Source organism: Methanocalculus natronophilus, assembly GCF_038751955.1.
GTDB lineage: Archaea > Halobacteriota > Methanomicrobia > Methanomicrobiales > Methanocorpusculaceae > Methanocalculus > Methanocalculus natronophilus.
The window spans coordinates 124324-145495 of sequence record NZ_JBCEXH010000004.1; the positions used below are offsets into that span (position 1 = coordinate 124324).

At 52.8% G+C, this 21172-nt stretch carries 20 protein-coding genes; 9 read left to right on the plus strand and 11 right to left on the minus strand.

The window, feature by feature from the left end:
• The first annotated feature begins 26 nt into the window (after positions 1-26).
• The 4 genes from ABCO64_RS06165 (at position 27) to ABCO64_RS06180 (ending at position 5423) form a co-directional block, all read left to right on the plus strand.
• A complete protein-coding gene (locus ABCO64_RS06165; RefSeq protein WP_253458974.1) occupies positions 27-335 on the plus strand; it encodes a hypothetical protein in 309 nt (102 codons plus the stop codon).
• 173 nt (positions 336-508) lie between these two features.
• A complete protein-coding gene (locus ABCO64_RS06170) occupies positions 509-2482 on the plus strand; it encodes a DNA topoisomerase subunit B (protein ID WP_253458971.1) in 1974 nt (657 codons plus the stop codon).
• Positions 2472-4982 carry a DNA gyrase subunit A gene (gyrA, locus tag ABCO64_RS06175; protein ID WP_256472502.1) on the plus strand — a complete coding sequence of 837 codons (2511 nt, stop codon included), beginning with the start codon at positions 2472-2474 and terminating at the stop codon, positions 4980-4982. Before ABCO64_RS06170 ends, gyrA begins: the two co-directional genes overlap by 11 nt.
• Before the next feature lie 27 nt (positions 4983-5009).
• On the plus strand, positions 5010-5423 hold the full coding sequence (locus ABCO64_RS06180) for a secondary thiamine-phosphate synthase enzyme YjbQ (RefSeq protein ID WP_253458969.1): 414 nt from the start codon (positions 5010-5012) through the stop codon (positions 5421-5423).
• A gap of 4 nt (positions 5424-5427) precedes the next feature.
• Here the strand turns inward: ABCO64_RS06180 and ABCO64_RS06185 are convergent, their stop codons facing one another.
• A complete protein-coding gene (locus ABCO64_RS06185) occupies positions 5428-5691 on the minus strand; it encodes a stationary phase-response protein (RefSeq protein ID WP_256472501.1) in 264 nt (87 codons plus the stop codon).
• 107 nt (positions 5692-5798) lie between these two features.
• On the opposite strand from ABCO64_RS06185, the gene ABCO64_RS06190 reads away from it, so the two are divergent.
• Entirely contained in the window at positions 5799-6260 is a 462-nt protein-coding gene (locus ABCO64_RS06190; protein ID WP_253458964.1) for an Sjogren's syndrome/scleroderma autoantigen 1 family protein, read from the plus strand.
• Here the strand turns inward: ABCO64_RS06190 and ABCO64_RS06195 are convergent.
• Together ABCO64_RS06195 and glyS are read right to left on the minus strand one after the other, a co-directional pair.
• Positions 6193-7830, minus strand: coding sequence for a DEAD/DEAH box helicase (locus tag ABCO64_RS06195; protein WP_253458962.1), 1638 nt, complete (start codon positions 7828-7830; stop codon positions 6193-6195). The genes ABCO64_RS06190 and ABCO64_RS06195 overlap by 68 nt on opposite strands.
• Before the next feature lie 2 nt (positions 7831-7832).
• Positions 7833-9548: a glycine--tRNA ligase gene (glyS, locus tag ABCO64_RS06200; RefSeq protein ID WP_253458959.1), complete on the minus strand. Its 1716-nt coding sequence runs from the start codon at positions 9546-9548 to the stop codon at positions 7833-7835.
• A 137-nt stretch (positions 9549-9685) separates the two neighbouring features.
• Between glyS and ABCO64_RS06205 the strand changes: the two genes are divergently transcribed.
• Genes ABCO64_RS06205 through ABCO64_RS06215 form a run of 3 tightly spaced genes read left to right on the plus strand, consistent with a single transcriptional unit; the run spans position 9686 to position 11489 of the window.
• A complete protein-coding gene (locus ABCO64_RS06205; protein WP_253458957.1) occupies positions 9686-10294 on the plus strand; it encodes a response regulator receiver protein in 609 nt (202 codons plus the stop codon).
• Positions 10295-10326: 32 nt separating this feature from the next.
• Complete coding sequence (locus tag ABCO64_RS06210) at positions 10327-11004, plus strand: metal-dependent hydrolase (RefSeq protein WP_253458955.1); 678 nt, start codon at positions 10327-10329, stop codon at positions 11002-11004.
• A 17-nt stretch (positions 11005-11021) separates the two neighbouring features.
• Complete coding sequence (locus ABCO64_RS06215; RefSeq protein ID WP_253458952.1) at positions 11022-11489, plus strand: hypothetical protein; 468 nt, start codon at positions 11022-11024, stop codon at positions 11487-11489.
• Here the strand turns inward: ABCO64_RS06215 and ABCO64_RS06220 are convergent.
• From ABCO64_RS06220 to cooS, 3 genes are read right to left on the minus strand one after another with little or no spacing between them, the layout of a single operon-like run.
• Positions 11476-11742 (minus strand): NAC family transcription factor, encoded by a 267-nt coding sequence (locus ABCO64_RS06220; RefSeq protein WP_253458945.1) that lies wholly within the window; start codon positions 11740-11742, stop codon positions 11476-11478. The genes ABCO64_RS06215 and ABCO64_RS06220 overlap by 14 nt on opposite strands.
• 8 nt (positions 11743-11750) lie before the next feature.
• A complete protein-coding gene (locus ABCO64_RS06225; RefSeq protein ID WP_253458928.1) occupies positions 11751-12074 on the minus strand; it encodes a cupin domain-containing protein in 324 nt (107 codons plus the stop codon).
• Entirely contained in the window at positions 12071-13954 is a 1884-nt protein-coding gene (cooS, locus tag ABCO64_RS06230; protein WP_253458925.1) for an anaerobic carbon-monoxide dehydrogenase catalytic subunit, read from the minus strand. The genes ABCO64_RS06225 and cooS overlap by 4 nt, the downstream gene beginning before the upstream one ends.
• Positions 13955-14148: 194 nt before the next feature.
• Between cooS and ABCO64_RS06235 the strand changes: the two genes are divergently transcribed.
• Positions 14149-14985, plus strand: a complete 837-nt coding sequence (locus ABCO64_RS06235; protein ID WP_253458922.1) for a class I SAM-dependent methyltransferase — start codon at positions 14149-14151, stop codon at positions 14983-14985.
• A 266-nt stretch (positions 14986-15251) separates the two neighbouring features.
• Here the strand turns inward: ABCO64_RS06235 and ABCO64_RS06240 are convergent, their stop codons facing one another.
• The 5 genes from ABCO64_RS06240 to acsC all read right to left on the minus strand — a co-directional run bounded on the left by ABCO64_RS06240 (position 15252) and on the right by acsC (position 21166).
• Positions 15252-15848 carry an acyltransferase gene (locus tag ABCO64_RS06240; protein WP_253458919.1) on the minus strand — a complete coding sequence of 199 codons (597 nt, stop codon included), beginning with the start codon at positions 15846-15848 and terminating at the stop codon, positions 15252-15254.
• A 327-nt stretch (positions 15849-16175) separates the two neighbouring features.
• Positions 16176-16931, minus strand: a complete 756-nt coding sequence (locus ABCO64_RS06245) for a 4Fe-4S binding protein (RefSeq protein ID WP_253458916.1) — start codon at positions 16929-16931, stop codon at positions 16176-16178.
• A gap of 139 nt (positions 16932-17070) precedes the next feature.
• Positions 17071-17832, minus strand: a complete 762-nt coding sequence (locus ABCO64_RS06250) for an ATP-binding protein (RefSeq protein WP_253458913.1) — start codon at positions 17830-17832, stop codon at positions 17071-17073.
• An 8-nt stretch (positions 17833-17840) separates the two neighbouring features.
• A complete protein-coding gene (locus tag ABCO64_RS06255) occupies positions 17841-19733 on the minus strand; it encodes an ASKHA domain-containing protein (protein ID WP_253458908.1) in 1893 nt (630 codons plus the stop codon).
• Positions 19733-21166: an acetyl-CoA decarbonylase/synthase complex subunit gamma gene (gene acsC, locus ABCO64_RS06260; RefSeq protein WP_253458904.1), complete on the minus strand. Its 1434-nt coding sequence runs from the start codon at positions 21164-21166 to the stop codon at positions 19733-19735. Before acsC ends, ABCO64_RS06255 begins: the two co-directional genes overlap by 1 nt.
• Positions 21167-21172 lie beyond the last annotated feature (6 nt).

A 21172-nucleotide genomic window follows, 5' to 3' on the forward strand; every position in this document is an offset into this window, starting at 1 on the left:
GAGATCCCAGAACAAGATTGTTATCTATGGAAAGCAGATTTGGCAGAGGATTTGTTGTGAACCTGGTCCTCCTCAGCAAACATTTTACCCTCCCGCCTGAGCAGGCGTTCTATGGTGCATCAGATCATCTCACGGAGATGCAGGTGCCGCCGCGACTGAAGGGAACCGAAGTCCAGGAACTGACTGAAAGGCTGAAAAAACTCATCATCTGGCACAAGATTGGTATCAATGATTCCCAGGATGCTGCAACGGCAAAAAAGATCATCAATAAGCTCATTCTGGCCGCCGATCGGGAACTTGGTATAGAAGATCCTGATATGGGGTCATTTGACTGATCTAATGGTTTATTTCAGTATTTTCTGTATCAGAGGCGAAGTATATCATCTCCAAATACCAATATATAATGGTAAAGCAGGCAAAAAACCCTGCCTGCAGGAGTTAGTGAAGTGGCTGGCACCGATTGCAGGGCATCAGTCCTCTATACAGTCCGCCATATTCGGAGTCACACATGAATAGCACATATAATGCAGACCATATTACAGTTCTTGAAGGGCTTGCTCCGGTACGGGAGCGGCCTGCAATGTACATCGGGAGCACCGATGCCCGGGGGCTGCACCATCTCATCTATGAGGTGGTGGACAATTCAATTGATGAGGCGCTGGCAGGCTATTGCAGCCATATCGATGTCTCGATAAATCCTGACGGCTCATGCACCATCGAGGATGACGGCAGGGGTGTTCCAATTGATACCATGCCGAAGTACGGGAAGAGCGCCCTTGAGGTGGTTATGACCGTCCTGCATGCAGGTGGGAAATTTGATAAAAACACGTACCAGGTCTCAGGCGGCCTGCATGGTGTTGGTGTCTCGGTCGTCAATGCCCTCTCCGAATGGATGGTTGTCGAGGTCTTCCGTGACGGCAGGATTCATTCGATGCGGTTTGAACGGGGGGGTGTTGTCTCCCCCCTCTCGTCTGCTCCTGAATCTGAGGAGGAGATCCGTGAGCGGCTGAAAAAGCGGTACGGCTCCCGGCTCGAGGCGATGAACCAGCATGATCCCGCAATCTCAACCGGAACGCGGATCACCTTCAAGCCTGATACAACAATCTTTGAAACCACCCACTTTGATTTTGATGTGATCAGTTCCCGCCTGAGAGAGCTTGCGTTCCTCAACAGCAATGTCCGGATACGTGTTCTCGACAAACGGAGCGGGGATGGGGAGACCTTCTATTACGAAGGCGGCATAAGCGAGTTTGTCAGGTACCTCAATGACGGCAAAGAGGCTCTCTACCCTGATGTGATCTTTCTCTCACGGAAGGATGAGGAGCATAAGGTTGAGGTGGATGTCGCAATCCAGTACAACAGCGGCTACAGCGAGACCCTCTTCACCTTTGTCAACAGTGTCAACACCAGGGAAGGAGGAACCCACCTTGAAGGGTTCCGGTCTGCGCTCACCCGGGCAATTAACAGCTCGGCAAAGAAAAATAACCATATCAAGGGCGAGATATCCTTAAAGGGCGATGATGTCAGGGAAGGTCTCTGCGCCATCATCAGCGTCAGGATCGCAAACCCCCAGTTCGAGGGCCAGACAAAGATGCGGCTTGGCAACTCCAATGTCCGGGGCATCGTCGACTCCCTCGTCTACCAGTATCTGACCGAATATTTTGAGGAGAATCCCAAAATCATCGGTATCATTTCGGAAAAGGCATCGACAGCAGCACGTGCCCGCGAGGCGGCACGCAACGCACGTGAGCTCGCCCGGAGGAAGACGTCACTTGAATCCTCAACGCTCCCCGGCAAACTTGCAGACTGTTCAGAACGCGATCCCTCAAAGAGCGAGATCTATATCGTCGAGGGAGACTCAGCAGGGGGATCAGCCAAACAGGGAAGGAGCAGAAAGTTCCAGGCGATCCTTCCATTGAGAGGAAAGATCCTGAATGTTGAGAAGGCAACCGAACACAAGATTCTCAAGAATCTTGAGATTAATGCGCTTATCTCAGCAATCGGAACTGGTATCGGGACAAATTTCGATCCTGAGCGTGCCCGCTACCATTCGATCATCATCATGACTGATGCAGATGTGGATGGAGCACATATCAGCACGCTCCTTCTGACCTTCTTCTACCGATATATGACCGAATTAATTGAGATGGGCTATATCTATCTCGCTCAGCCCCCCCTTTACCGGGTTTCAAAGGGCAGGAAGGAGCGTTACGTCTTCCGTGAGGACGAGATGCGGAAAGCCGTTCTTGAGATGGGAGAAAACGGTGTCCATGTCCAGCGGTACAAGGGTCTTGGTGAGATGAATGCCCAGCAGCTCTGGGAGACGACAATGGATCCCAGCCGGCGCGTGCTGAAACAGGTGAGGATCGAGGATGCGATCCACGCAAACGATATCTTTGAGAAACTGATGGGTGAAAATGTCTCTGCACGAAAGGATTTCATCAAGCGGCATGCACTGGAGGTGAAGAACCTTGACATCTGAAGACGTGGCACCACGCGTCATCCCGGTGGCGATCGAGGATGAGATGAAGAAGAGCTACATCGATTATGCGATGAGCGTCATCATCGGTCGTGCCATCCCCGATATCCGTGACGGCCTGAAACCTGTTCACCGGCGAACCCTCTATGCAATGTGGGGATCCGGCAACACCTCAGACAAACCCTTCAGGAAATCGGTTAAAGCAGTCGCAGCCACAATGGAGAATTACCATCCCCACGGCGACTCGGCCATCTACGACACCCTGGTCAAGATGGCCCAGCCTTTCTCCTACCGCTACACCCTTGTTGAGGGCCAGGGGAACTTCGGATCAATTGACGGCGACTCGGCTGCGGCGATGCGTTATACCGAGGCACGGCTTACAAAGGCAGCTGAGGCGCTTCTTGTCGATATCGAGAAGGAGACAGTTGATTTCATAGCAAACTTCGATGGATCCACAACCGAGCCGGTTGTCCTCCCTGCCCGTATCCCAAACCTCCTTGTGAACGGGACAAGCGGGATTGCTGTTGGGATGGCAACAAACATGCCTCCCCACAACCTTGGTGAGGTCTGCACACTGCTTGAGCGGTTCATCGAAACTCCCGATCTCCCGCTCCAGGATATCCTCTCTATCATGCCGGGCCCCGACTTTCCCACAGGTGGCCGGATTATGGGATCAGAAGGCATCCTGAACGCCTATACGACCGGATACGGACGGGTCATTGTCCGTGGCGTGGCCGAGATCGAGAGCGGCAAACGCGATCTTGAGCAGATCATCATCACCGAGATCCCCTACCAGGTGAACAAGGCAAAGATGATCGAGAATATTGCCCAGCTTGTGCGTGAGAAGAAGATTGAAGGGATTGGCGATCTCCGCGATGAATCAGACAAGGACGGGATCCGTGTCGTCATCGAACTGAAGAAAGGGATCAACGCACATGTCATCCTCAATCTCCTGTATAAGCATACCCAGCTCCAGACGACGTTTGGTGTCATCAACCTCTCGATTGTGGACGGCCAGCCAAAGGTACTCCCGCTCACCGATATCCTCAGGCATTTCCTTGCCCACAGGGTCTCGGTTATCAGGAGACGCTCCGAGTTTGAGCTGAAGAAAGCACGGGACCGGCTCCATATCCTCCTTGGTCTCCTGATCGCCCTTGACCAAATTGACGAGGTCATTGCAACAATCCGGGCATCCGCCTCTGTTGAAGAGGCAGGTACTGCGTTAATCTCAAAGTTTGGTCTTGACGAGATCCAGGCTGACGCAATCCTGAAGATGCAGCTCCGGAGGCTTGCCGCTCTCGAACACCAGAAGATTGTTGATGAGAAGAACGCTCTTGAAGCCGAGATTGCAAGACTTATGGAACTGCTCTCAAGTGAAGCAAACATCCTCTCCGTTGTCAGGGAAGAGACCCGCGAGATCAAAGAGAAGTTTGCAGATCCCCGGAGAACCGAGATCGCTCACAGCGCCGAGTTCCTTGATAAGGAGGCACTGATCGAGGAGAAGAAGGTCTTTGTTGCACTGACTGAGCAGAACTACATCAAGCGGATGCCGCTTGAAACATACAGGCAGCAGAGGAGAGGCGGCAGGGGCGTCATCGGGATGTCGACAAAAGAGGAGGACTGCATCAGTTCGGTCTTTGTCGCATCCACCCATGACTACCTCCTCTGCTTTTCAGATCAGGGGCGGGCATACTGGCTGAAGATCTACGACATACCGGAAGGCTCCCGCACGTCCCGTGGCAAAGCCATCGTGAACCTTCTCAATATCAACAGCGAGACGATCCAGAAGGTGATCCCGGTATCCAGCTTCAGGAGTGACCGCTTCCTCTTCTTTGCAACACGGAAGGGAACGGTTGTCAAGATCGCACTTGACCAGTTTTCAAATCCGCGGCAGAGCGGGATCAATGCCATCAGGCTCCGTGACGGCGATTCTCTTGTCGATGTGAAATGGACAGACGGCAATCGCGAACTGATCCTGACAACCGCACACGGCCAGAGCCTGCGGTTCCATGAAGAGGCTGTCCGTGCTGTTGGAAGGGGAGCTATGGGTGTACGCGGTATATCGCTTCGAAATGGCGATCGCCTCCAGGCTGTCACCGTCGTTAACTTCGACCATCTCCTGACAATCACCGAGAAGGGATATGGCAAACGGACTGAATTTGATGAATTCCGGGGTCATGGCAGGGGTACGCTTGGTGTCAAAAACATCATCACCGATCTCAGGTCAGGCATGGTTGTCGCGTCCCGTGCCATCTCGACAACAGATGAGATAATCGTCATGACTGCTTCTGGAATAGTCATCAGGACACGGGTTGATGAGATTGCCATCCAGAAGAGGAGCACCCGGGGTGTCCGGATCATCCGGCTTGATGAGGGCGATCGCGTAACCGGGTTTGCCATTGTCACTGCGGAGATGCAGACATCTGCCGATCCGGATGATCAGGCTGATCCCGATGTCCTGCCTGATTTGGATCTTCAGGCAGATGAAGACCAAAAAGAATAGGTTGTTTTGGGGACTAATCCCCTTTTTATGTTTCAGACAACGCTTCAGCTGAAGAGCCATGGAGAGGGTGATATCATTGATATCACCCATCAGGTTCAGGACGCGGTCATGGAGAGCGGTATTGTTTCAGGCATTGCTCACCTCTTCGTGGTGGGATCAACTGCTGCCCTGACCACAATAGAATATGAATCCGGCGTTCTTGCCGATCTCAGAAATGCTCTCTCCCGCATTGCACCTGAAGATGTGCCCTATGCTCATGACAGCCGTTGGGGAGACGGCAATGGCCGCTCCCACGTACGGGCTGCTCTCATAGGTCCTTCACTCTCGATCCCTGTTGCTGAAAAGAGGCTCCTTACCGGAACGTGGCAACAGATTGTCCTCTGCGAACTTGATGTCCGCTCTATGAGAGAGAGAAGTGTTATCGTAACGATAGTTTCGTAAATTCCTAATCAAGTGGGACGGATTCCAGCTGCGATACAAGTTCCCAGATCCGCGTTCGTGCATGCACAGGCATATTCGGGTCGTTGCTGACCTCGTCGATCTTTGATATTGCTGTTGCCGCACGAAGACCCGGTGCGTTGCTCTCATCCAGAAGAATAGATCGTGTCTCGTCTGCGACCCGACGAATATTCCGTGGTATAGTGTTATCTTCCATCATCATCTGAAGGATCTGAACACAATTTCGTAATGTATTGCCCGTTTCTGCCAAATGAAACCCTCCATCTTTTCCCTTTACTATTCCCCCTGAGGGTTTATATAGTTTCATAGTTCGGCCAGCGATGCTTTATCTCTTCGGTGGCAAAGGTACTGGTGCGTATGACAGAGATAGATGAGATAATGGCTGAGTATCTGCTGAAGGGTGGAAAGATGCTGGCAAAGACCTGTTCTGTCTGCCAGGCACCGCTCTTTGAGTACAAGGGTGAGCGCTTCTGTGTTCTCTGCACGGAATCATCAGGCAGAGAGGGAGAAACGCTGGCAACTCTTGAGCAAAACCAGGCTGCTGCAGAGGATACGATCCAAAAACCGCCTGCCAGGGATCTGCAGGTCGATCCAGAGCCAGCTGCAGCATCGGTATCAAGCCGCCGTCAGTATGAGCCGCAGGAGGCACCATCCATGCTTGCCGGGTCTATAGAGGATGCGCTGATAGCCCTCTGCCGCCGCATGGCAGATGAACCCGACCCGGCCCGCTGTGCGGTTTATATGCAGACGATCAGGGAGGGGGTCTCTGCGATGATGGCGCTCCGTGGGGAGCATTGCTGCTGTCATGAGAGGGAGTGACAAAACGCTCGATACTTGCCTGCTCCTCCCTCTTTTCTTTGTGTGCACCCAGCCGCTTCACCCCGGTTGCCATCGCCTTCTCCTTCCTGCTGCTCACCCAGCGGAAGGTCTCGTCACTTGTTCCTTTTGTGACCAGCACGATGATATGGCCTGCAGCGCTCCGTCCGGTCCTTCCTTTCCTCTGAATGCTCCGGATCTCTGATGGGACGGCCTCATAAAAGATGACGAGATCGGTGGATGGGATGTCAAGTCCTTCCTCACCAACTGACGTGGCAACGAGTACCGGGTACTCTCCACCACGAAACTTCCGGATCGCTTCAATCTGCTTCTTCTGAGACAGGCCGGTGTCGCTCTCCCGTGATGCCTGGCCGACAAACCTGCATGCGATGATCCCTTTATCCGAGAGGTGATCGACAAGCATCGTTACCGTGTCGCGGTAGCTTGCAAAGACGATGATCCTGCTTTCAGGAGCTTCCATGAGCTGGTCATGGATGACCGATGCAACAAGAGATGGTTTTGGATGCACCTCCCCTTCAATTTCCGTGACAATACGTCTCAGATCAAGAAACATCCTGTCTTTTACCATCTTCTGGCTTGCCCTGCTTCCTTTCTTTGACTGGCCTTCGGCGTGGAGCTTCTCTATGTACCGGCCAAGTGCGAGGGACCCTTGCGACTCAGCCATGACAACCGCATGCCTGAGCTTCATGATCTCGGCATGGAGCGAGGATGCTGCATAGGCGCGGGTATCGCCTTCTGCTATCCGCTCCTGAATGTCTGCCTGCAGCCGGTTCAGCACTTTCATTGAGAGCTGTTCCCGTCTGGGGAGAGAACAGCCAAGTCCTGCAAGCGTGGCAAGACGGGCATCTATCATTTTTTCGAGGATCCTGACACACTGCTGCAGTGAGGCAGGAAGCTCCACTGGTATGTAGTCGACTGTCCGTTCGTGGATATAGGGTATGACATCGGGATCGTTCTCATCCCGGCTCTCAACATGCGTAACACCGAGGTGATCGCATACATCCTGGACACGCTCACGATTGCTCCCGGGAGAGGCGGTCATCCCGAGGATAAGAGGATTGTCGGCTGTTTCAAGGTACTGTTCTGCAAGATAGGTGTAGGCATAGTTGCCGACTGCCCGGTGGCATTCATCGACGATCAGCAGGGAGACTGTTCTGAGATCATAGCGGTTGTTCTGGCAGTCGTTCTGGATCACCTGTGGTGTCGCACAACAGATCCGGCACTCCTCCCAGAGAAGCGTCCGTTTCTTCGGCGGTGTGCTGCCGGTGAAGCTGATGCAGTCCTTCTCAGATGGTTCGGGGAGCCTGAGGTTTTTCTGAAAAAAGTTGAGGTGCTGTTCAACAAGCGGCTTTGTGGGGGCGAGGATGAGCACCCGTCCGCCTGTGTTCAGGAGCCGTGATGCAGCGACAAGCAGTGCCACAACCGTCTTACCAAGACCGGTTGGAAGAACGATCAGTGTGTTCTCCTCAAGTGCCCGCATCGCGATGGTAAGCTGGTACTGACGGGATTCAACGGTATCGGGTGTGATATACGGGTGCTGGATGGTCTTCATCTTCAGATCCCGGAGAACTGCAGCTCACCCCGTATCAGCTTTCTGATTATAGATGGAATCTCGTCTAGTGGTACCCGGACCTGCTGCATGCTGTCCCGTTCCCTGAGTGTTGCAGCTGCATCATCTTTTGATTCGTAATCGATTGTGATCGCATACGGTGTTCCGATCTCGTCCTGTCTCCGGTACCTTCTCCCGATAGCGCCTGAATCGTCATATTCTGTTACGATCCCAAGAGCGCGGATGGCTTCAGCAAGAGATCCGGCCATCTCTTCAAGTCCGTCCCTGTTCATCAGTGGAAAGACGGCAACCTGGACAGGCGCCACTGCCGGGGGTAGCCGAAGCGATGTCCTGGTCTCACCCTCCACTTCATCCTGGTGAAAGGCATGCTCAAGAACAGCATAGCAGAGACGGTCGATCCCATAGGATGGTTCGATGACATGGGGGCGGACCTCCTCTCCCCTGACAAGCACCTCTTCGTCCCTGACCTCGAAGAGATCGCAACCGATCTCAATCTCCTCGCCATCCAGTGTGATCGTGATTGTATCGCCCTGTGGTTCTGCTGCTGCTATCTTCTCGCCGACCTCTTTTGCCCGGTTCCTGAACCGGGGTCCAAGCAGCCCCATCTTCGGAACAGTTGCAACTCTCCGCTCGGTTCTGGGCTCCGGGTACTGGATAAAGACGGTCATCTTCTCACCGCTCACCTCAGCATGAGCCCGGAGATCATAATCGGTTCGATCTGCGATACCGACAGCCTCAACCCATCCGAACCGCTCTGAATAAAACTCCGCATCCCAGCAGTCTGCTGCATAATGCGCACGCTCGTCAGGCAGATGCTGGCGGAACCGGATCTTCTCACGGTCAACGCCGATCCTGACCATGTAGTCATGGGTGAGCGCCAGATAGTATGCGACATATTCGCTTGCAACAAGCCCGCTCAAAACAGCTTCCCCAACCGTCAATGTTTCCGGTTCGCTCTCTTTCTCCTGGTGTTCGATACCATAGAACGGCATGGTGTAGTCTGCATAGCGGGAGAAGTCCGGGTGATCCTTCTTATCGGGATGCACAAAGATCTCGGCTTCCGCCTGGGTGAATTCCCGAAGCCGGATCATCCCCTGCCGGGGCGAGATCTCGTTCCGGTAGGACCTCCCGATCTGGACTGCCCCAAAGGGGAGTGCGTCCCTGTAGAACCTGAGAAGGCGGGCAAAGTCGGTGAATATCCCCTGTGCGGTCTCCGGGCGCAGGTATCCCTTCCGGTGTCCGCCCGGGCCGATTGAGGTTGAAAACATCAGGTTGAACTCAAAGACCAAAATGTCTGTCAGAGGCTTTTTACAGGAGGTGCAGGGCTTATCTGCAAGCCCCGCAGACAGCTCTTCCTTTGCGAGACTCTGTGCATTTGCTATCCCGTATTCTTCGGCCACATGATCTGCACGGAAAAACTCCTGGCAGCCGGGGCATTGGAACATCTTATCAGAAAAACCTTTGAGATGACCGGATGCAACATAGATCGGCTCAATGCCTATTGTCGGGCATTCGATCTCGTAGTACCCTTCCCTGACGATATAGAATTCACGCCAGATATCTTCGATCCGCCGCTTCATCATCGCACCAAGCGGGCCATAATCGATGAAGCCTGCAACAGATCCGTATATCTCCCCTGACGGCCAGACATAGCCGCGGCGGCGGGCGAGATCGATCACCTTTTCGTATACATCCTCCATGGTATCACGACTTCCTTATCTATTAGACGACTCGATATTTGATATGATTGTCACCCTGCTGTGACGGCCGGATCAACAAACTATTTATCATATAAACCCGATGAGATGTGAAGATCATACAATAGGTCGATATACACATGGCTACCAGCAGCAAACAAAAAAACCTTCTCAAGTTATTCGCCGATATCACCAGTAAAACAGAGATCGTCGAACCTATGAAGAAGATTCACGGAACATTGCGTGATCAGGATGCAGTTGAGAGAGAGATAGCGCTGATTATGCGGGAAATCCTCGATCAGGGCTATTTTAAGACGAAACTGGAACCAATTCAGCTTGCGCGTCTTATCACGCTCTATCATACAGGAAAGAACGATACCGAGATTGCCCGGAGCCTGGGTGATGAGAAACTGTCAAAGACGGTTGCCCGGGCACGTGTCAGGCTGAAACTCTTCCGGGATCTTGATTTTAAGATGCCGTTTGAAACACAGGTTCTTGAGGATCTGATGGCACAGGATCTCACCATGAAGGAGATCTCTGAGGTGCTTGGTATAAGCCCCTCAACCCTGAGAGAATACCGGCATGTGCTTGATGAACAGAAAGATACCACCCTTGATCCCTATCTTGAGCGTATCCGCGATGTGATGGAGGATCGTGATCTCACCGAGCAGATGACGCTTGGAGTCACGAAGGACAGTCTGGGTGATGCCATCGATATTACGGAAGCCGAGATGATCGATCTCGGCTAAACTTTTTTTATTCTCTGAACCGACTCATCTCCATGTACCTGACATACCTGGGCCATGCCTGTATTCTCTGCGAGGGATCAAGGCGGGTGCTGTTCGATCCGTTTATACCCTCAGGAGAAGCACCGCCGGATTCGGATATCGTCTGTGTGACCCATGCACATGCCGATCACCTTGGCGATACTGCCAGCATGAAGCGACAGACCATTGCACCTAACGAGCTTGCCAAGTATCTCAAGAAGGAAGGTGTTCCTGTTGAAGCCCTGAATATCGGGGGAAGCATCTCAATTGACGGTGTATCGTTTACCATGACTCCCGCAGTCCATTCGTCCTGGCTTGAGGATGCAGGCGGCGGCTATTATGGCGGCCCTGCAGCCGGGTATGTGATGAGGATGGATGGCGTCTCGGTCTATCATGCCGGTGATACTGCTCTCTTTTCGGATATGAAACTGATCCGTGAACTCTATCATCCGGATGTTGCACTCCTGCCTATCGGCGGCAGGTTTACGATGGGGCCGGATGAGGCGATGGTCGCCGCATCGTATATCGGAGCTGATTTGATCATCCCGATACACTACAATACCTGGGATGTCATCAGCCAGGATCCATTGCCATTTAAACATGCGATAGAGGCGACCTCTGACATGAGGGTTGCGATCCTTGAACCCGGAGAGAGACTTGAACTACCTGAAGCTGAAGGGTTTGGCGGCTAAACAACTGGTGAAATTGTATGAGACTGTATATACTTGCAATCCCGCTTGTCCTTCTCCTTCTCACGACCGGATGTGTCGGTGAGATGGAGGATCCGCTATCTCCTGGGACGATGTCTGGAATCTGGGTTCATGACAGCCCGGCTCCGGTCTTCATCTTCAGTATCCATCCCGATGATCGTGTTGATGTCATCTTTACAGGGCTTGAGGATCCAGGTGCACCGGAGGAGCCGGTTGTTGGTGCAGGCACCCTGGAGTCTCGTGACGAGATGCGTACAATCACCTACCTGGCACCGGTTTCCCGCGAAATCCGCATCCTGCATCTTGAGAAGACGGACGCTTGCCTCATTCTGAAGGCTGCGTCACAGGAAGATGGGACGCTGCTTGATATTGGAGATCTTGCGGGTATCCGGTTTGTCCGGGGGGCATCCTATTCGATGCCCCTGTTGGATCTCTATGGTGTGGATCCAGAATCTATACTGATCTGAGGTACTCCTGGAGGAGTGCCTCACGGTATGCTTCTCTCTTCTTTTTCGGGATATAGTTGAATTGGGTCGCCCGGAGGATCAGCTCATCAGCAATAGCCTGCTTTTCGGTCAGGCCGAGTTTTTTGACCTCCCCGATGATCCAGTCGAGCTTATCGATCCCGGTCTCTTTTCCATCCACAATGATCTGCTTTATCAGGATTTTATCAGGTGGAGTTCCTCCACATATCGTGCAGTAATCACCTTCGTCTGCCATGTTGAGTTTTACTCCTTGATCATGGTGAGCATCATCTTGAACTTCGTGATCGCCGAGAGGGCGTGCGGGGCATGTGCCGGAAAGATGATCGAGTCACCAGTCTTCATCTCAAATGTCTTGCCTTCAAGCCAGATCTCACACTCTCCGTCCAGGATGGTGACAAGGGCATCAAAGGGCGCGGTATGTTCAGAGAGCCCTTCATCTTCGTCAAAAGAGAAGATACTGATGTTGCCGTTCTTCTGTTTGATCACCATTCTGCTGGAGACTGCTCCATCCTGGTATTCAACGAGTTCGTCCAGCCGGATTTTTTTCCCCTTGATATCATCACTCATATTCCAAGCTCCTTTCTCTTTGACTCGATATGTGCGGCGATCCCGTCGACGGCCTTTACCGGGTCTGGTTCAACAAAGAGGACTCCGCCAGTTAATCCTTTGAGGTCTTCAGTTAAGAGCTTTACCAGATTTGGAGCACCGGTAACGGTTGGAACCGGGTTTACATAGGTGTAGAGGCCAAAGGCAAGGGCGAAGATGGCATCGATTGTTGCCTTCTGCTCCATGTATTCGGGTGCAGCTGCTGCAACCGGGAGCTGCGTGACCGCAACTCCAAGAGCATCGGCGACACTCCTGATCAGGTCGGCACACCTGCCGGTGTCGGTACAGGTTCCAAAGGAGAGGACAGGCGGTATACTGAGTGTTGTACAGAGTTTTCCAAGACCAGGACCTGCCCGATTCCAAGCCTCGGGTGAAGCGAGCCCTGCCACCTGGAGGGCGGCTGATCCGCATCCCATTGAGAGGACAAGGATGTCCCGTCTGATCAGTTCTTCTGCTATTGCCACGGTATGTACATCCTGTCCGTGGTCTCTCAGTGTCGTGCAGGAGACGAGGCCGCAGATGCCCCTGATTGTTCCATCCCTGATAACATCAAGCAGGGGATCAAGTGTACCGCCAAGAGCGGCCTGGATGCTTTCTGCTGAGAAACCGGCCACTGCTGTTCGTACCGGAAGCCCGGTGATTGGAGTGACCGCCTTTCTGCGCTTCTTGAAGTTCTCTATCCCCATGCGGATCAGCTTCTCTGCCTGGGCATCTGCCTCAACCGGATCGTACTCCTCGCGATCCGACTCACCTTCGAAGGCAACCAGCTGGCTCACCGGTACCAGTCTGAATTGGTATTTTTCTGCATAGAGCGGATCCATTGGGAGTGAGCAGTTCATGTCGGCGACAAAGACGTCAACTGCCCCGGTTGCCAGAACCGCTTCCTGCATGATCCAGTTGCCGGTGAAACCGGTGAAGACATCATCCATCTTCCACCGCTGGATCATCTCCTGCCCGGTCTCGATATTCGCGATGATCCTGAGGCCTTGTGCCCCGACGTCACGGGCTGCTTTCTGGAGCTCCTCCCGTCGTGCCGCCATAACAAGCGCGAACCCGAGGAATGGTTCATGGCCGTTAGGAAGGATGTTGACGTAGTCTGGATCCAGAACGCCGAGGTCAACATTCACCTCATGCGGCCTCGGTATGCCAAAGAGTATGTCCTGAATTGATTCAAGAACGATCTGGCTCTGGTATGCCATTGCAACACCAAGGCGCATCGCTTTTTTTGCGAGGCTCACATAGTAGCCGTCCACATTTGTCAGTGAAGATCCCGTGGCAAGCACCATCTCGCCATAGATGCCTCCCGGAAAGATGCCAAGTTCACGCCAGCATTTTTTCCGGTCTTCGGGTGCGAGTTTCTCAACAATCCTGCTCTCCTCATGGGATCGCCTGTGAAAATCCTCCTGGAGGAAGTCACAGAGTGCATGGATGTCCCCGGTGATTCCAAGCCGCTTTTTGAAGGCAGCGAGTTTCTCCGGTTCGGTTATGGTAAATGGCCCTTTCCCGTCTGCTGCTTCCCTGAGTGTCCGGATTGTCTCCTCGCAATGGTACTGGTATGTTGAAGCACCCATTACGTTTCTGAGGAGCATCATGCGCATTGCCATTCCGTCTGCTGATATACCGCATACGCCGCGTTTGTCAGATTCCGCATCTGCACGGCATGGTCCGTTTGAACAGAAGTCGCACCGGACACCACCCATGCAGAATTTGCACCGGGTATCCGGATTTGATCCAAGCCCCTGGGCGGCATAGCGATCCCAGACATTTGACATACCGTCTTCTTTCAGCCGTCCATAGACTTGGTGTACAGAGTCATGGTAGGATATCCTCTCTTTATCCATCGTCACATCACCAACACGTTCGGCATGGCGCGGCAATGAGATAAACCTTCTTCTGGTCCGGTACCCATGTGCCTGCGGAGGAGGTGATATCGGCTATTGCCGGACATCATCAGACCGCCCGGTACCCATGTGCCTGCGGAGGAGGTGTCACCTGACCATCCATTTGATAGTCCCTCACGAAAAAAGGAATCAGTATGGATTCAATCATCAACTGGGACGAACTCTGGAAGGCAATTCATGTCAGCTCCCGGCTTCGTGTTGAGAAAGACCAGGATCCGGGGAAGGTCTGGGATAAGAAAGCCGGTGCTTACTCCCGCATCACCAGGGATGAAAAAGAGTCGACCAGGCAGGAGCTCTCCATGCTCGATCTCAGGCCTGCTGATACCGTTCTTGATATGGGAGCGGGAACCGGGCGGCTGGCTGTTCCGATTGCGGGGAAGGTTTCGCATGTGACTGCTCTTGATGCATCCCCTGGGATGCTTTCACACCTTGAGGAGCGGATGGCAGCAGAAGGGAGGACGAACTATTCCTGCGTGGTGAAGCGCTTTGAGGACGTGGTGGTTGGAGAGGATATCCAGGTGCATGATGTCGTGATCGCGGCATTCTCGCTTGGGTTCTATGATGTCGGATCAGCACTTCTGAAGCTGGATGCTGCTGCCCGGCGCTCAGTGCATCTCTTCTGGCATATGGGCGAATGGCGGAGCCAAAAGGAGATGGCAATCTATACGGCAGTCTATGGGGAGGAAGGTACCCGCCAGGTGGGGTATCCGGATGCTCTCTTCCTAGCAAATATCCTTCATGGGTATAAGATTTATCCGGATATCCGGATCTACCGTGCACTCTGGGAGACGGCATATGATTCCCCAAAAGAGGCTGCAGAACAGTGGCTGACGATGCATGCACCGGATTTTGAAGATATTGGCCTTGTTACCCGGCATTTTGAGGATCTTCTTGAGAAGGGTGATGACGGAAAATACCATGAGCGGTCTGTCCGCATTACCGCGATGCTCTCCTGGAGGAAGGGGGAGTAGGGGGGAGGGGGCTCTCGTACTCGCGTGTCAGAATCCCGCCACCGCCACGGACCCGTCCGCACGTGCTTCACTCACTCCTGATGATTTTGTTTACTGCATCGGGATCTCTTCCCACGTTCCGAAGAGTTCAGGAAAATCCCTCGCGATCAGAATTTTGGAGAAGAGGAAAAAAAGTGTTGCTGGAGTACACTTTTTGGATCTAAAAAGTGTCATGGAAGTACACTTTTTCGATGATATGCCATAGCATATTCCCTAAAATAGATACTTTATCCCCTCTTCATCTCATCAGGAAGGGGCCGTATCTGTGCCGGGGAACCAACTGCCATCATGCCTGCCGGTACATCATGCGTCACAACCGATCCGGCAGCAACGGCCGCACCCTTCCCGATTGTGATCCCCGGGAGGATGATGGCGGCTGCCCCGATTGTTGCATAGTCTTCGATCACCGGCCCTTCAAGCCGGGGTTTGCCTGATGGCGGGTAGCGGTCGTTTGTGAGCACGGCGTGGGGGCCGATGAAGACATGGTCGCCGATTTGTGTGTGGGTCGGGATGAATGCCATGCTCTGGATGCTCACGTGGGATCCGATTGAACAGTTCCCCTCGATGATGGTGCCGGTGCCAACCGATGTCCCTTCCCCGATGACTGTCTTCTCGCGGATTAAGACATTGTGGCCGGTGTTGCAGCGATCCGCAAGGGTAACGTCTGCATAGAGTATTGTGCCTGACCTGAGCGTTACGCCTTCACCGATTATGGTGCCAGGGTGATCGGTTCTCCCGATATAGTCGCGGGAGGGAAAACCGATTGTGACCGGCTCAAAGACAGTGAGGGATTTGCCGATGGTATTGATGCCGTATTCGTTCATCTAAAAGAGAGATGGGTGGGGATGGGAGAAAAAGGGAGGGGGTGAGAGTGCATGGATGGGCTCAACATTTTAGGTATGGTGTTCCAGTGAATCTGGCAGAAAGTATATATTACTAATATACAAAATAGATATAAAATCAATATTGGTAATATAGAAAACTTCGAATGATCCCAGCTCATCAAAAGTTCATATATTGGGTTATGGATCAATAATTAATGATCACGCTCTTTACTTCAATTATTAAGGATATGCTGTTTTTTTGCTCAATAAATTACAACAATGAAAGAACTGTCCATTAATTCCGCTCTTATCTATATCTCTCTTTTATCAATCTCCTCTATCAAACACCGGGCATTCCGTCACGCACCTGCTGCACCGGATCGTCGCCGCCTTCGCAATCCAGGGGGCAATCGGCGCAATAAAACGGAGGAGGAGCTGCCTGCCGATCAGCCACTTCGCTATCGGGACGACTGGCTCTGGCACCCATGGGCTGATTGTTCTGCACCTGAATGTCTCGACACCATCTTGTCGTATCGCACCAGAAGGGCAGGCTTTGATGCATTTCCCGCACTCAATACAGATATCCGGGGTTTGGCCTGGCGTACTATCAGTATCAATTTCTTCCTGCATATCTCCGGATTTGATCAGACTCGATTCTCCTGTGACAACGCCGGAGAGGATCAGCCGGGGGCCATGTTCCCTGTTCAGGAGGAGGGTACTCTTTCCGGTTGTCCCAAGGCCTGCGGCGGCGGCAACCTGCTTCAGCCGCACCACTCCCCGAACCTGCCCATCTGTGATCCTGACCGGGAGATAGAGAGGCACATGCCGTGCCGGGATGCCCTCCGCTGCGAGCAGTCCTTCGAGCCGGATAGCGGTTTCATTCAGGTTTTGGGCAATTCCAAGCATGATATCTGTTTGTTCGCGTGCTGATAGGGAATATGCCTCCACCGGGACTGCTTTTGAAAAGATGATCACAGACTCTCCGGGGAAAAAGAACTCCTGCACGTATTCCCTATCCTTATCGGAAAGTTTATGGAGTGCTGCCTCTCCATAGGTGTCAATTCCTTCGTTTTCGAAAAACATTTTGAGATCCCTACTCCCTACTGATCCCTGCTCGTTCTCTCTCATTTTGGATTATCCATTGCCGGCTCTCTGGCTCTCACTTCTCTTTTCTGCCTTTCTCTCTGCCTTTCTCTTACTCTCTCTCTCTTTCTCTCTTCCCTCAGTATCCGGCTTTTTGGAGTATCTCTTGTACCGAACTGTACCCGGGCGTCTCCCGGGGAATTGAGAGGAGAGATTCACCGGCAAGCACATACTCCTGGAGAAGCGGGTCCTCTGCAATCTTTCCGAGATACTCATGCGGAAGCTCAGATCGAGCCCGATCCTCTGCGGATTTGGGGAAGAGGTATCCGCCGATGATTCGGAAATTATCTGTCTGAATCTTCACTTCCCTGATGATCCGGTATGCCCGTTTGACATGCTCAAAGGATTTATGGGACGGACCGATAATATCAAAGATCTCATCAACCTGCCCTGTCACTCTCCGGTTTAAGTGTTCAAGACCGGCTGGGGAGTCGATCAGGACATACCGGTAGTTCTTCACGATTTTTGTGAGTGCTCCCTTCAGGGCAGAGTCCGGGAGGCAGTAGCACCCTTCCACCCACTTTGTCCCGACAGCCAGCAGGTCAAATGATTTCCCCTCATAGAGGCCCTCTTCCCAGATTCTTGACTCGATCCGTTCAGTCGGGGCAACCCCTGTGGTTGTTCCTCCTCTCCGGATGAACGTATCAGCAATAAGATCAGCAATTGTCTTCACACCTGCTGCATGGAGGTCAACCCCCACCATCTCGGCAAGGTTCTGGTCAGGATCCAGATCAACCAGCAGAATTGGCGTCTGTTCAGTCTCTATGAAATATTTGGCCATCAATGCGGTAAAACTTGTTTTGCCAGTACCGCCCCGTCCCATTGTCACCAGTGTCTTCATTCTCCCTTTCACCTGCTTTTTGAAATATTTCTCTCTTCTCCCAATTCCAATTCTCTTCTCTCTCCGGGTATAACCGGAAAAAACTCTTCTCTTCCTGGAATAAAGAGTGCTGCTGTGTACTCCTCGATAAAATCCGTATCAACCAGAAGATCAATGTAGACCATCATCTGTGCAATACGTTCTGCCTCTCTTCGTTTATCAACAGAGATCAGTGCTGCATATGCCCCTTTCAGCGAGGTGTTGCCAACCGGGTGGATCACCGCATTCGGAAATGAGGGTATGATCCCAAATGCAACAGTATTCCCGATATCAACAAATGCTCCAAACGCCCCGGCAAGATGGATCTCCCTGATGTCCCATACGCTCAGCCGATATTTCTTCAGCAGGACACCAATACCGCCGGAGAGGGCAGCTTTTGAGTCCATGAAGTAGTCCATATCATCCTGGGTGATGACGATATCCCTGCCGGTTGCGCTCTCTTCTGCTCCGACGACAACATATTCAGCTCCCCCGGGACTCATGCGGACACGCGGATGGGTGGTAAATTTCCCCTTGAAATCCAGGATGCCCGCCTGAAACATCCCGGTAACCAGATCGATCAGTCCTGACCCGCAGATGCCCCGTGGGCGTGTACCTCCGATCACCCGGATCATCGCAAGGCCGGTACCTGGATCAATCCTGATCCGTTCAATTGCCCCCCGCATCGCCCGCATCCCGGAACTGATACCCGCTCCTTCAAATGCCGGTCCCGATGCACAGGATACCGATGCAATCCAGTCCCTGTTGCCGATGATGATCTCTCCGTTTGTTCCAAGATCTATGAAGAGCGAGATTTCAAAACTGCAATGGAGGCCGGAGATGAGAACTCCCCCAACAGCGTCGCCACCAACAAACCGGCTCACATTCGGGAGACAGTAGCAGTATGCCTCAGGATGTATCCTGATGCCGAGCCCGGCTGCTTTGCAGATGATCGGCGTTCGGAAAACAGCAGCATCTGCCAGCTCAAGATAGGCTGGATCAAGACCGGCAACCAGGTGTGTCATGACAGTATTGCCGCCGATACAGATCTCCAATACCTCCTCTCTCTGCACACCGGCAGATTCCGTCACACTGTCAATGACTGCATTGATGCTTTTTACGGCTGCCTCCTGGAGAACGAAAAGACCACCGTCCTTTCGTGTAAACCCAATCCTTGTGATCACCTCCTCTCCATAGGTGATCTGGGTATTCAAAGTGGTTGCTTCGGCAAGCACAATGTCTGTCTCAAGGTCAACAATTGCACAGGCAATGGTCGTCGTTCCGAGATCAAGGGCAAGGCCAAGGAGTGGTTTTCCCTCATCAGCTTCCATAAGATCGAGTATTTCCGGATACCCGTTTGTTCTGGTTATCACTGCCTCCATCCGGGTCTCCTGCCCGGTGATTGTTTCATATATGCGTACGGGAATCACCGGCCGTGGTCCGGTATACCCCACAAGCCGGATGGAAGGCTTTTGAAACGGCATCACGGGATCAGATCGGATCTCAAGTGGATACCTGACAACTGAAGGGTTGATCCCGCCGCAGTCACATTCTCCAAAGAGCCCGCAGAGGATCTGGGCATGTTCGACCCGGCTCTCAACAGGAATTGTGACTTCCATTGCTCCTGCAATGGTGATCTCACAGGCAAGCCGGTAACCGGCATCTCTCTCAGCAGGTGAAAGACGGCTCTTATGGGAGAGCTTCTGCTCAGTGTAGTCACCCGAATCGATGATCACCCGGCATTTTCCACACTCGCCTTTCCCTCCGCAGATGCTCTCGATCATTATTCCTGCGCACCGGAGGGCAGAAAGCAGGTTCGTTCCGACAGGAACCTGGGCGACCCTGTTCAATGGGTGGAAGATGACGGTTACTTCCTGCCTCATTATTCATCCTTTGGTGGCCAGCGTTCCTCAATGAAGCGTTTCAGACCGGAGGAGTCTTTTGGCCCGACCAGAACCCGCCACCCGCTTGCCTCCTCGGTCTCTCCGGAGAGGCGTGCTGCAAGGCCGGGGATGATCAGGACACGGTGATCAACGAGGCTTTCAGCATTGAACTCCTCTAAAGCCTCGGCCATGGATGCGGACGTGAGATACCTTCCCGCAACAGCACTCTCGACACTGATGCCGCTTGTATCAACAACAATCAGGTGGCAGTCAATATGTGCTGATTTGATGTCCGCCTCTACAGTGAAATAGGTGAGTGCATAATTTGTCGTGATCAGGAGCGGCGAATTTGTGTCGGGATTGCCAAATGTCCTGACACCTGGTTCGACAGAGACTGGTTTTCTTGGGTCTGTGTAGATGTTGAACCGCCATATCAATTGAGGAAGCAGTGTCCACCCTTCCATGCTGTGCATGATCAGAAGGTCAGCATACCGGGAGATGAGCATCGCCGCCATATAGGCCTCTTTCCACTGTACAACTTCAGGCGAGATCTCCTCGCCGGTCCATGCGGCAATCGGGGTTCCAAGAATAGGAAAACCTACAAGTTCGTCCCGCGAGATGCAGGCAGCCTTCCTGAGCAGGGTATGGTTTAGGATTGTATCGGCAAACCCTTCATCCGGAAATGTGCCGGGATCGAGCACCAGATCATCGATACCATATGCAGCAAGGGTTTTTACAAGCGATCTCAGCTGTCCTGGATCGCCTGGGGCCGATACCACAAGCGGTGCTTTGTACTCCAATGCAAGTGCTGCCATCTCCTGCCAGTTCAGGGTGTTTGCCGCAAAGATAAGTGGCCGGCAGTCATCTGCCTCACGGAGGCCCGCCTCCATCACCGCAGGGTTTTGGGAACAGAGGATGAAAGGCTTACCTGTTCTCTGTTTTGCTATCTGAACTGCCTTTTGGAAGCTTTGTGGATCATCTGTAACGGATCGTATCGCAACTGCGTCAAGGCGAAGTTCGCGGCCGATATATTCGTAGGAAAAACCCACAATTGCATCTATCCGCTCAACAATCTCTTCCTCAGACATGCTGTCTGCCAGATCGATTGCGATTGGGGTTTGGTTGTGGTAGGTGAAGTCATGCCGGTAGAGGACATGTTTTCCACCGATCGTAATCGCATCTTCACCTCTTCCAATTGTCACCGCCCTGACCGGAGGCGCTAGCAGCTCCCCAAGACTCTCCAGAAGATCTGCATACTCCTCCCTGAGAAGCGGCGGGCAGTCGGGGATCGTGAACTCCCCATTGACAAGCTTTGTTGCAAATGCCATGCAGTTTGCTTCGCCACATTCGCCGCAGTTGGTCTTTGGCAGGAGCCCATAGACATCAATTGGGCTTATCTCCTTGATGCTCTTCTTCTTCTGTTTCTGTACCATTCCACT

What these genes read in the sequence shown, in the direction of transcription:
- ABCO64_RS06165 (WP_253458974.1), top strand. Translation starts at nt 27, where the DNA reads ATGGAAAGCAGATTTGGCAGAGGATTTGTTGTGAACCTGGTCCTCCTC.
- ABCO64_RS06170 (WP_253458971.1), top strand. Translation starts at nt 509, where the DNA reads ATGAATAGCACATATAATGCAGACCATATTACAGTTCTTGAAGGGCTT.
- ABCO64_RS06180 (WP_253458969.1), top strand. Translation starts at nt 5,010, where the DNA reads ATGTTTCAGACAACGCTTCAGCTGAAGAGCCATGGAGAGGGTGATATC.
- ABCO64_RS06190 (WP_253458964.1), top strand. Translation starts at nt 5,799, where the DNA reads ATGACAGAGATAGATGAGATAATGGCTGAGTATCTGCTGAAGGGTGGA.
- ABCO64_RS06195 (WP_253458962.1), bottom strand. Translation starts at nt 7,830, where the DNA reads ATGAAGACCATCCAGCACCCGTATATCACACCCGATACCGTTGAATCC.
- glyS (WP_253458959.1), bottom strand. Translation starts at nt 9,548, where the DNA reads ATGGAGGATGTATACGAAAAGGTGATCGATCTCGCCCGCCGCCGCGGC.
- ABCO64_RS06205 (WP_253458957.1), top strand. Translation starts at nt 9,686, where the DNA reads ATGGCTACCAGCAGCAAACAAAAAAACCTTCTCAAGTTATTCGCCGAT.
- ABCO64_RS06210 (WP_253458955.1), top strand. Translation starts at nt 10,327, where the DNA reads ATGTACCTGACATACCTGGGCCATGCCTGTATTCTCTGCGAGGGATCA.
- ABCO64_RS06215 (WP_253458952.1), top strand. Translation starts at nt 11,022, where the DNA reads ATGAGACTGTATATACTTGCAATCCCGCTTGTCCTTCTCCTTCTCACG.
- ABCO64_RS06220 (WP_253458945.1), bottom strand. Translation starts at nt 11,742, where the DNA reads ATGGCAGACGAAGGTGATTACTGCACGATATGTGGAGGAACTCCACCT.
- ABCO64_RS06225 (WP_253458928.1), bottom strand. Translation starts at nt 12,074, where the DNA reads ATGAGTGATGATATCAAGGGGAAAAAAATCCGGCTGGACGAACTCGTT.
- cooS (WP_253458925.1), bottom strand. Translation starts at nt 13,954, where the DNA reads ATGGATAAAGAGAGGATATCCTACCATGACTCTGTACACCAAGTCTAT.
- ABCO64_RS06235 (WP_253458922.1), top strand. Translation starts at nt 14,149, where the DNA reads ATGGATTCAATCATCAACTGGGACGAACTCTGGAAGGCAATTCATGTC.
- ABCO64_RS06240 (WP_253458919.1), bottom strand. Translation starts at nt 15,848, where the DNA reads ATGAACGAATACGGCATCAATACCATCGGCAAATCCCTCACTGTCTTT.
- ABCO64_RS06245 (WP_253458916.1), bottom strand. Translation starts at nt 16,931, where the DNA reads ATGTTTTTCGAAAACGAAGGAATTGACACCTATGGAGAGGCAGCACTC.
- ABCO64_RS06250 (WP_253458913.1), bottom strand. Translation starts at nt 17,832, where the DNA reads ATGAAGACACTGGTGACAATGGGACGGGGCGGTACTGGCAAAACAAGT.
- ABCO64_RS06255 (WP_253458908.1), bottom strand. Translation starts at nt 19,733, where the DNA reads ATGAGGCAGGAAGTAACCGTCATCTTCCACCCATTGAACAGGGTCGCC.
- acsC (WP_253458904.1), bottom strand. Translation starts at nt 21,166, where the DNA reads ATGGTACAGAAACAGAAGAAGAAGAGCATCAAGGAGATAAGCCCAATT.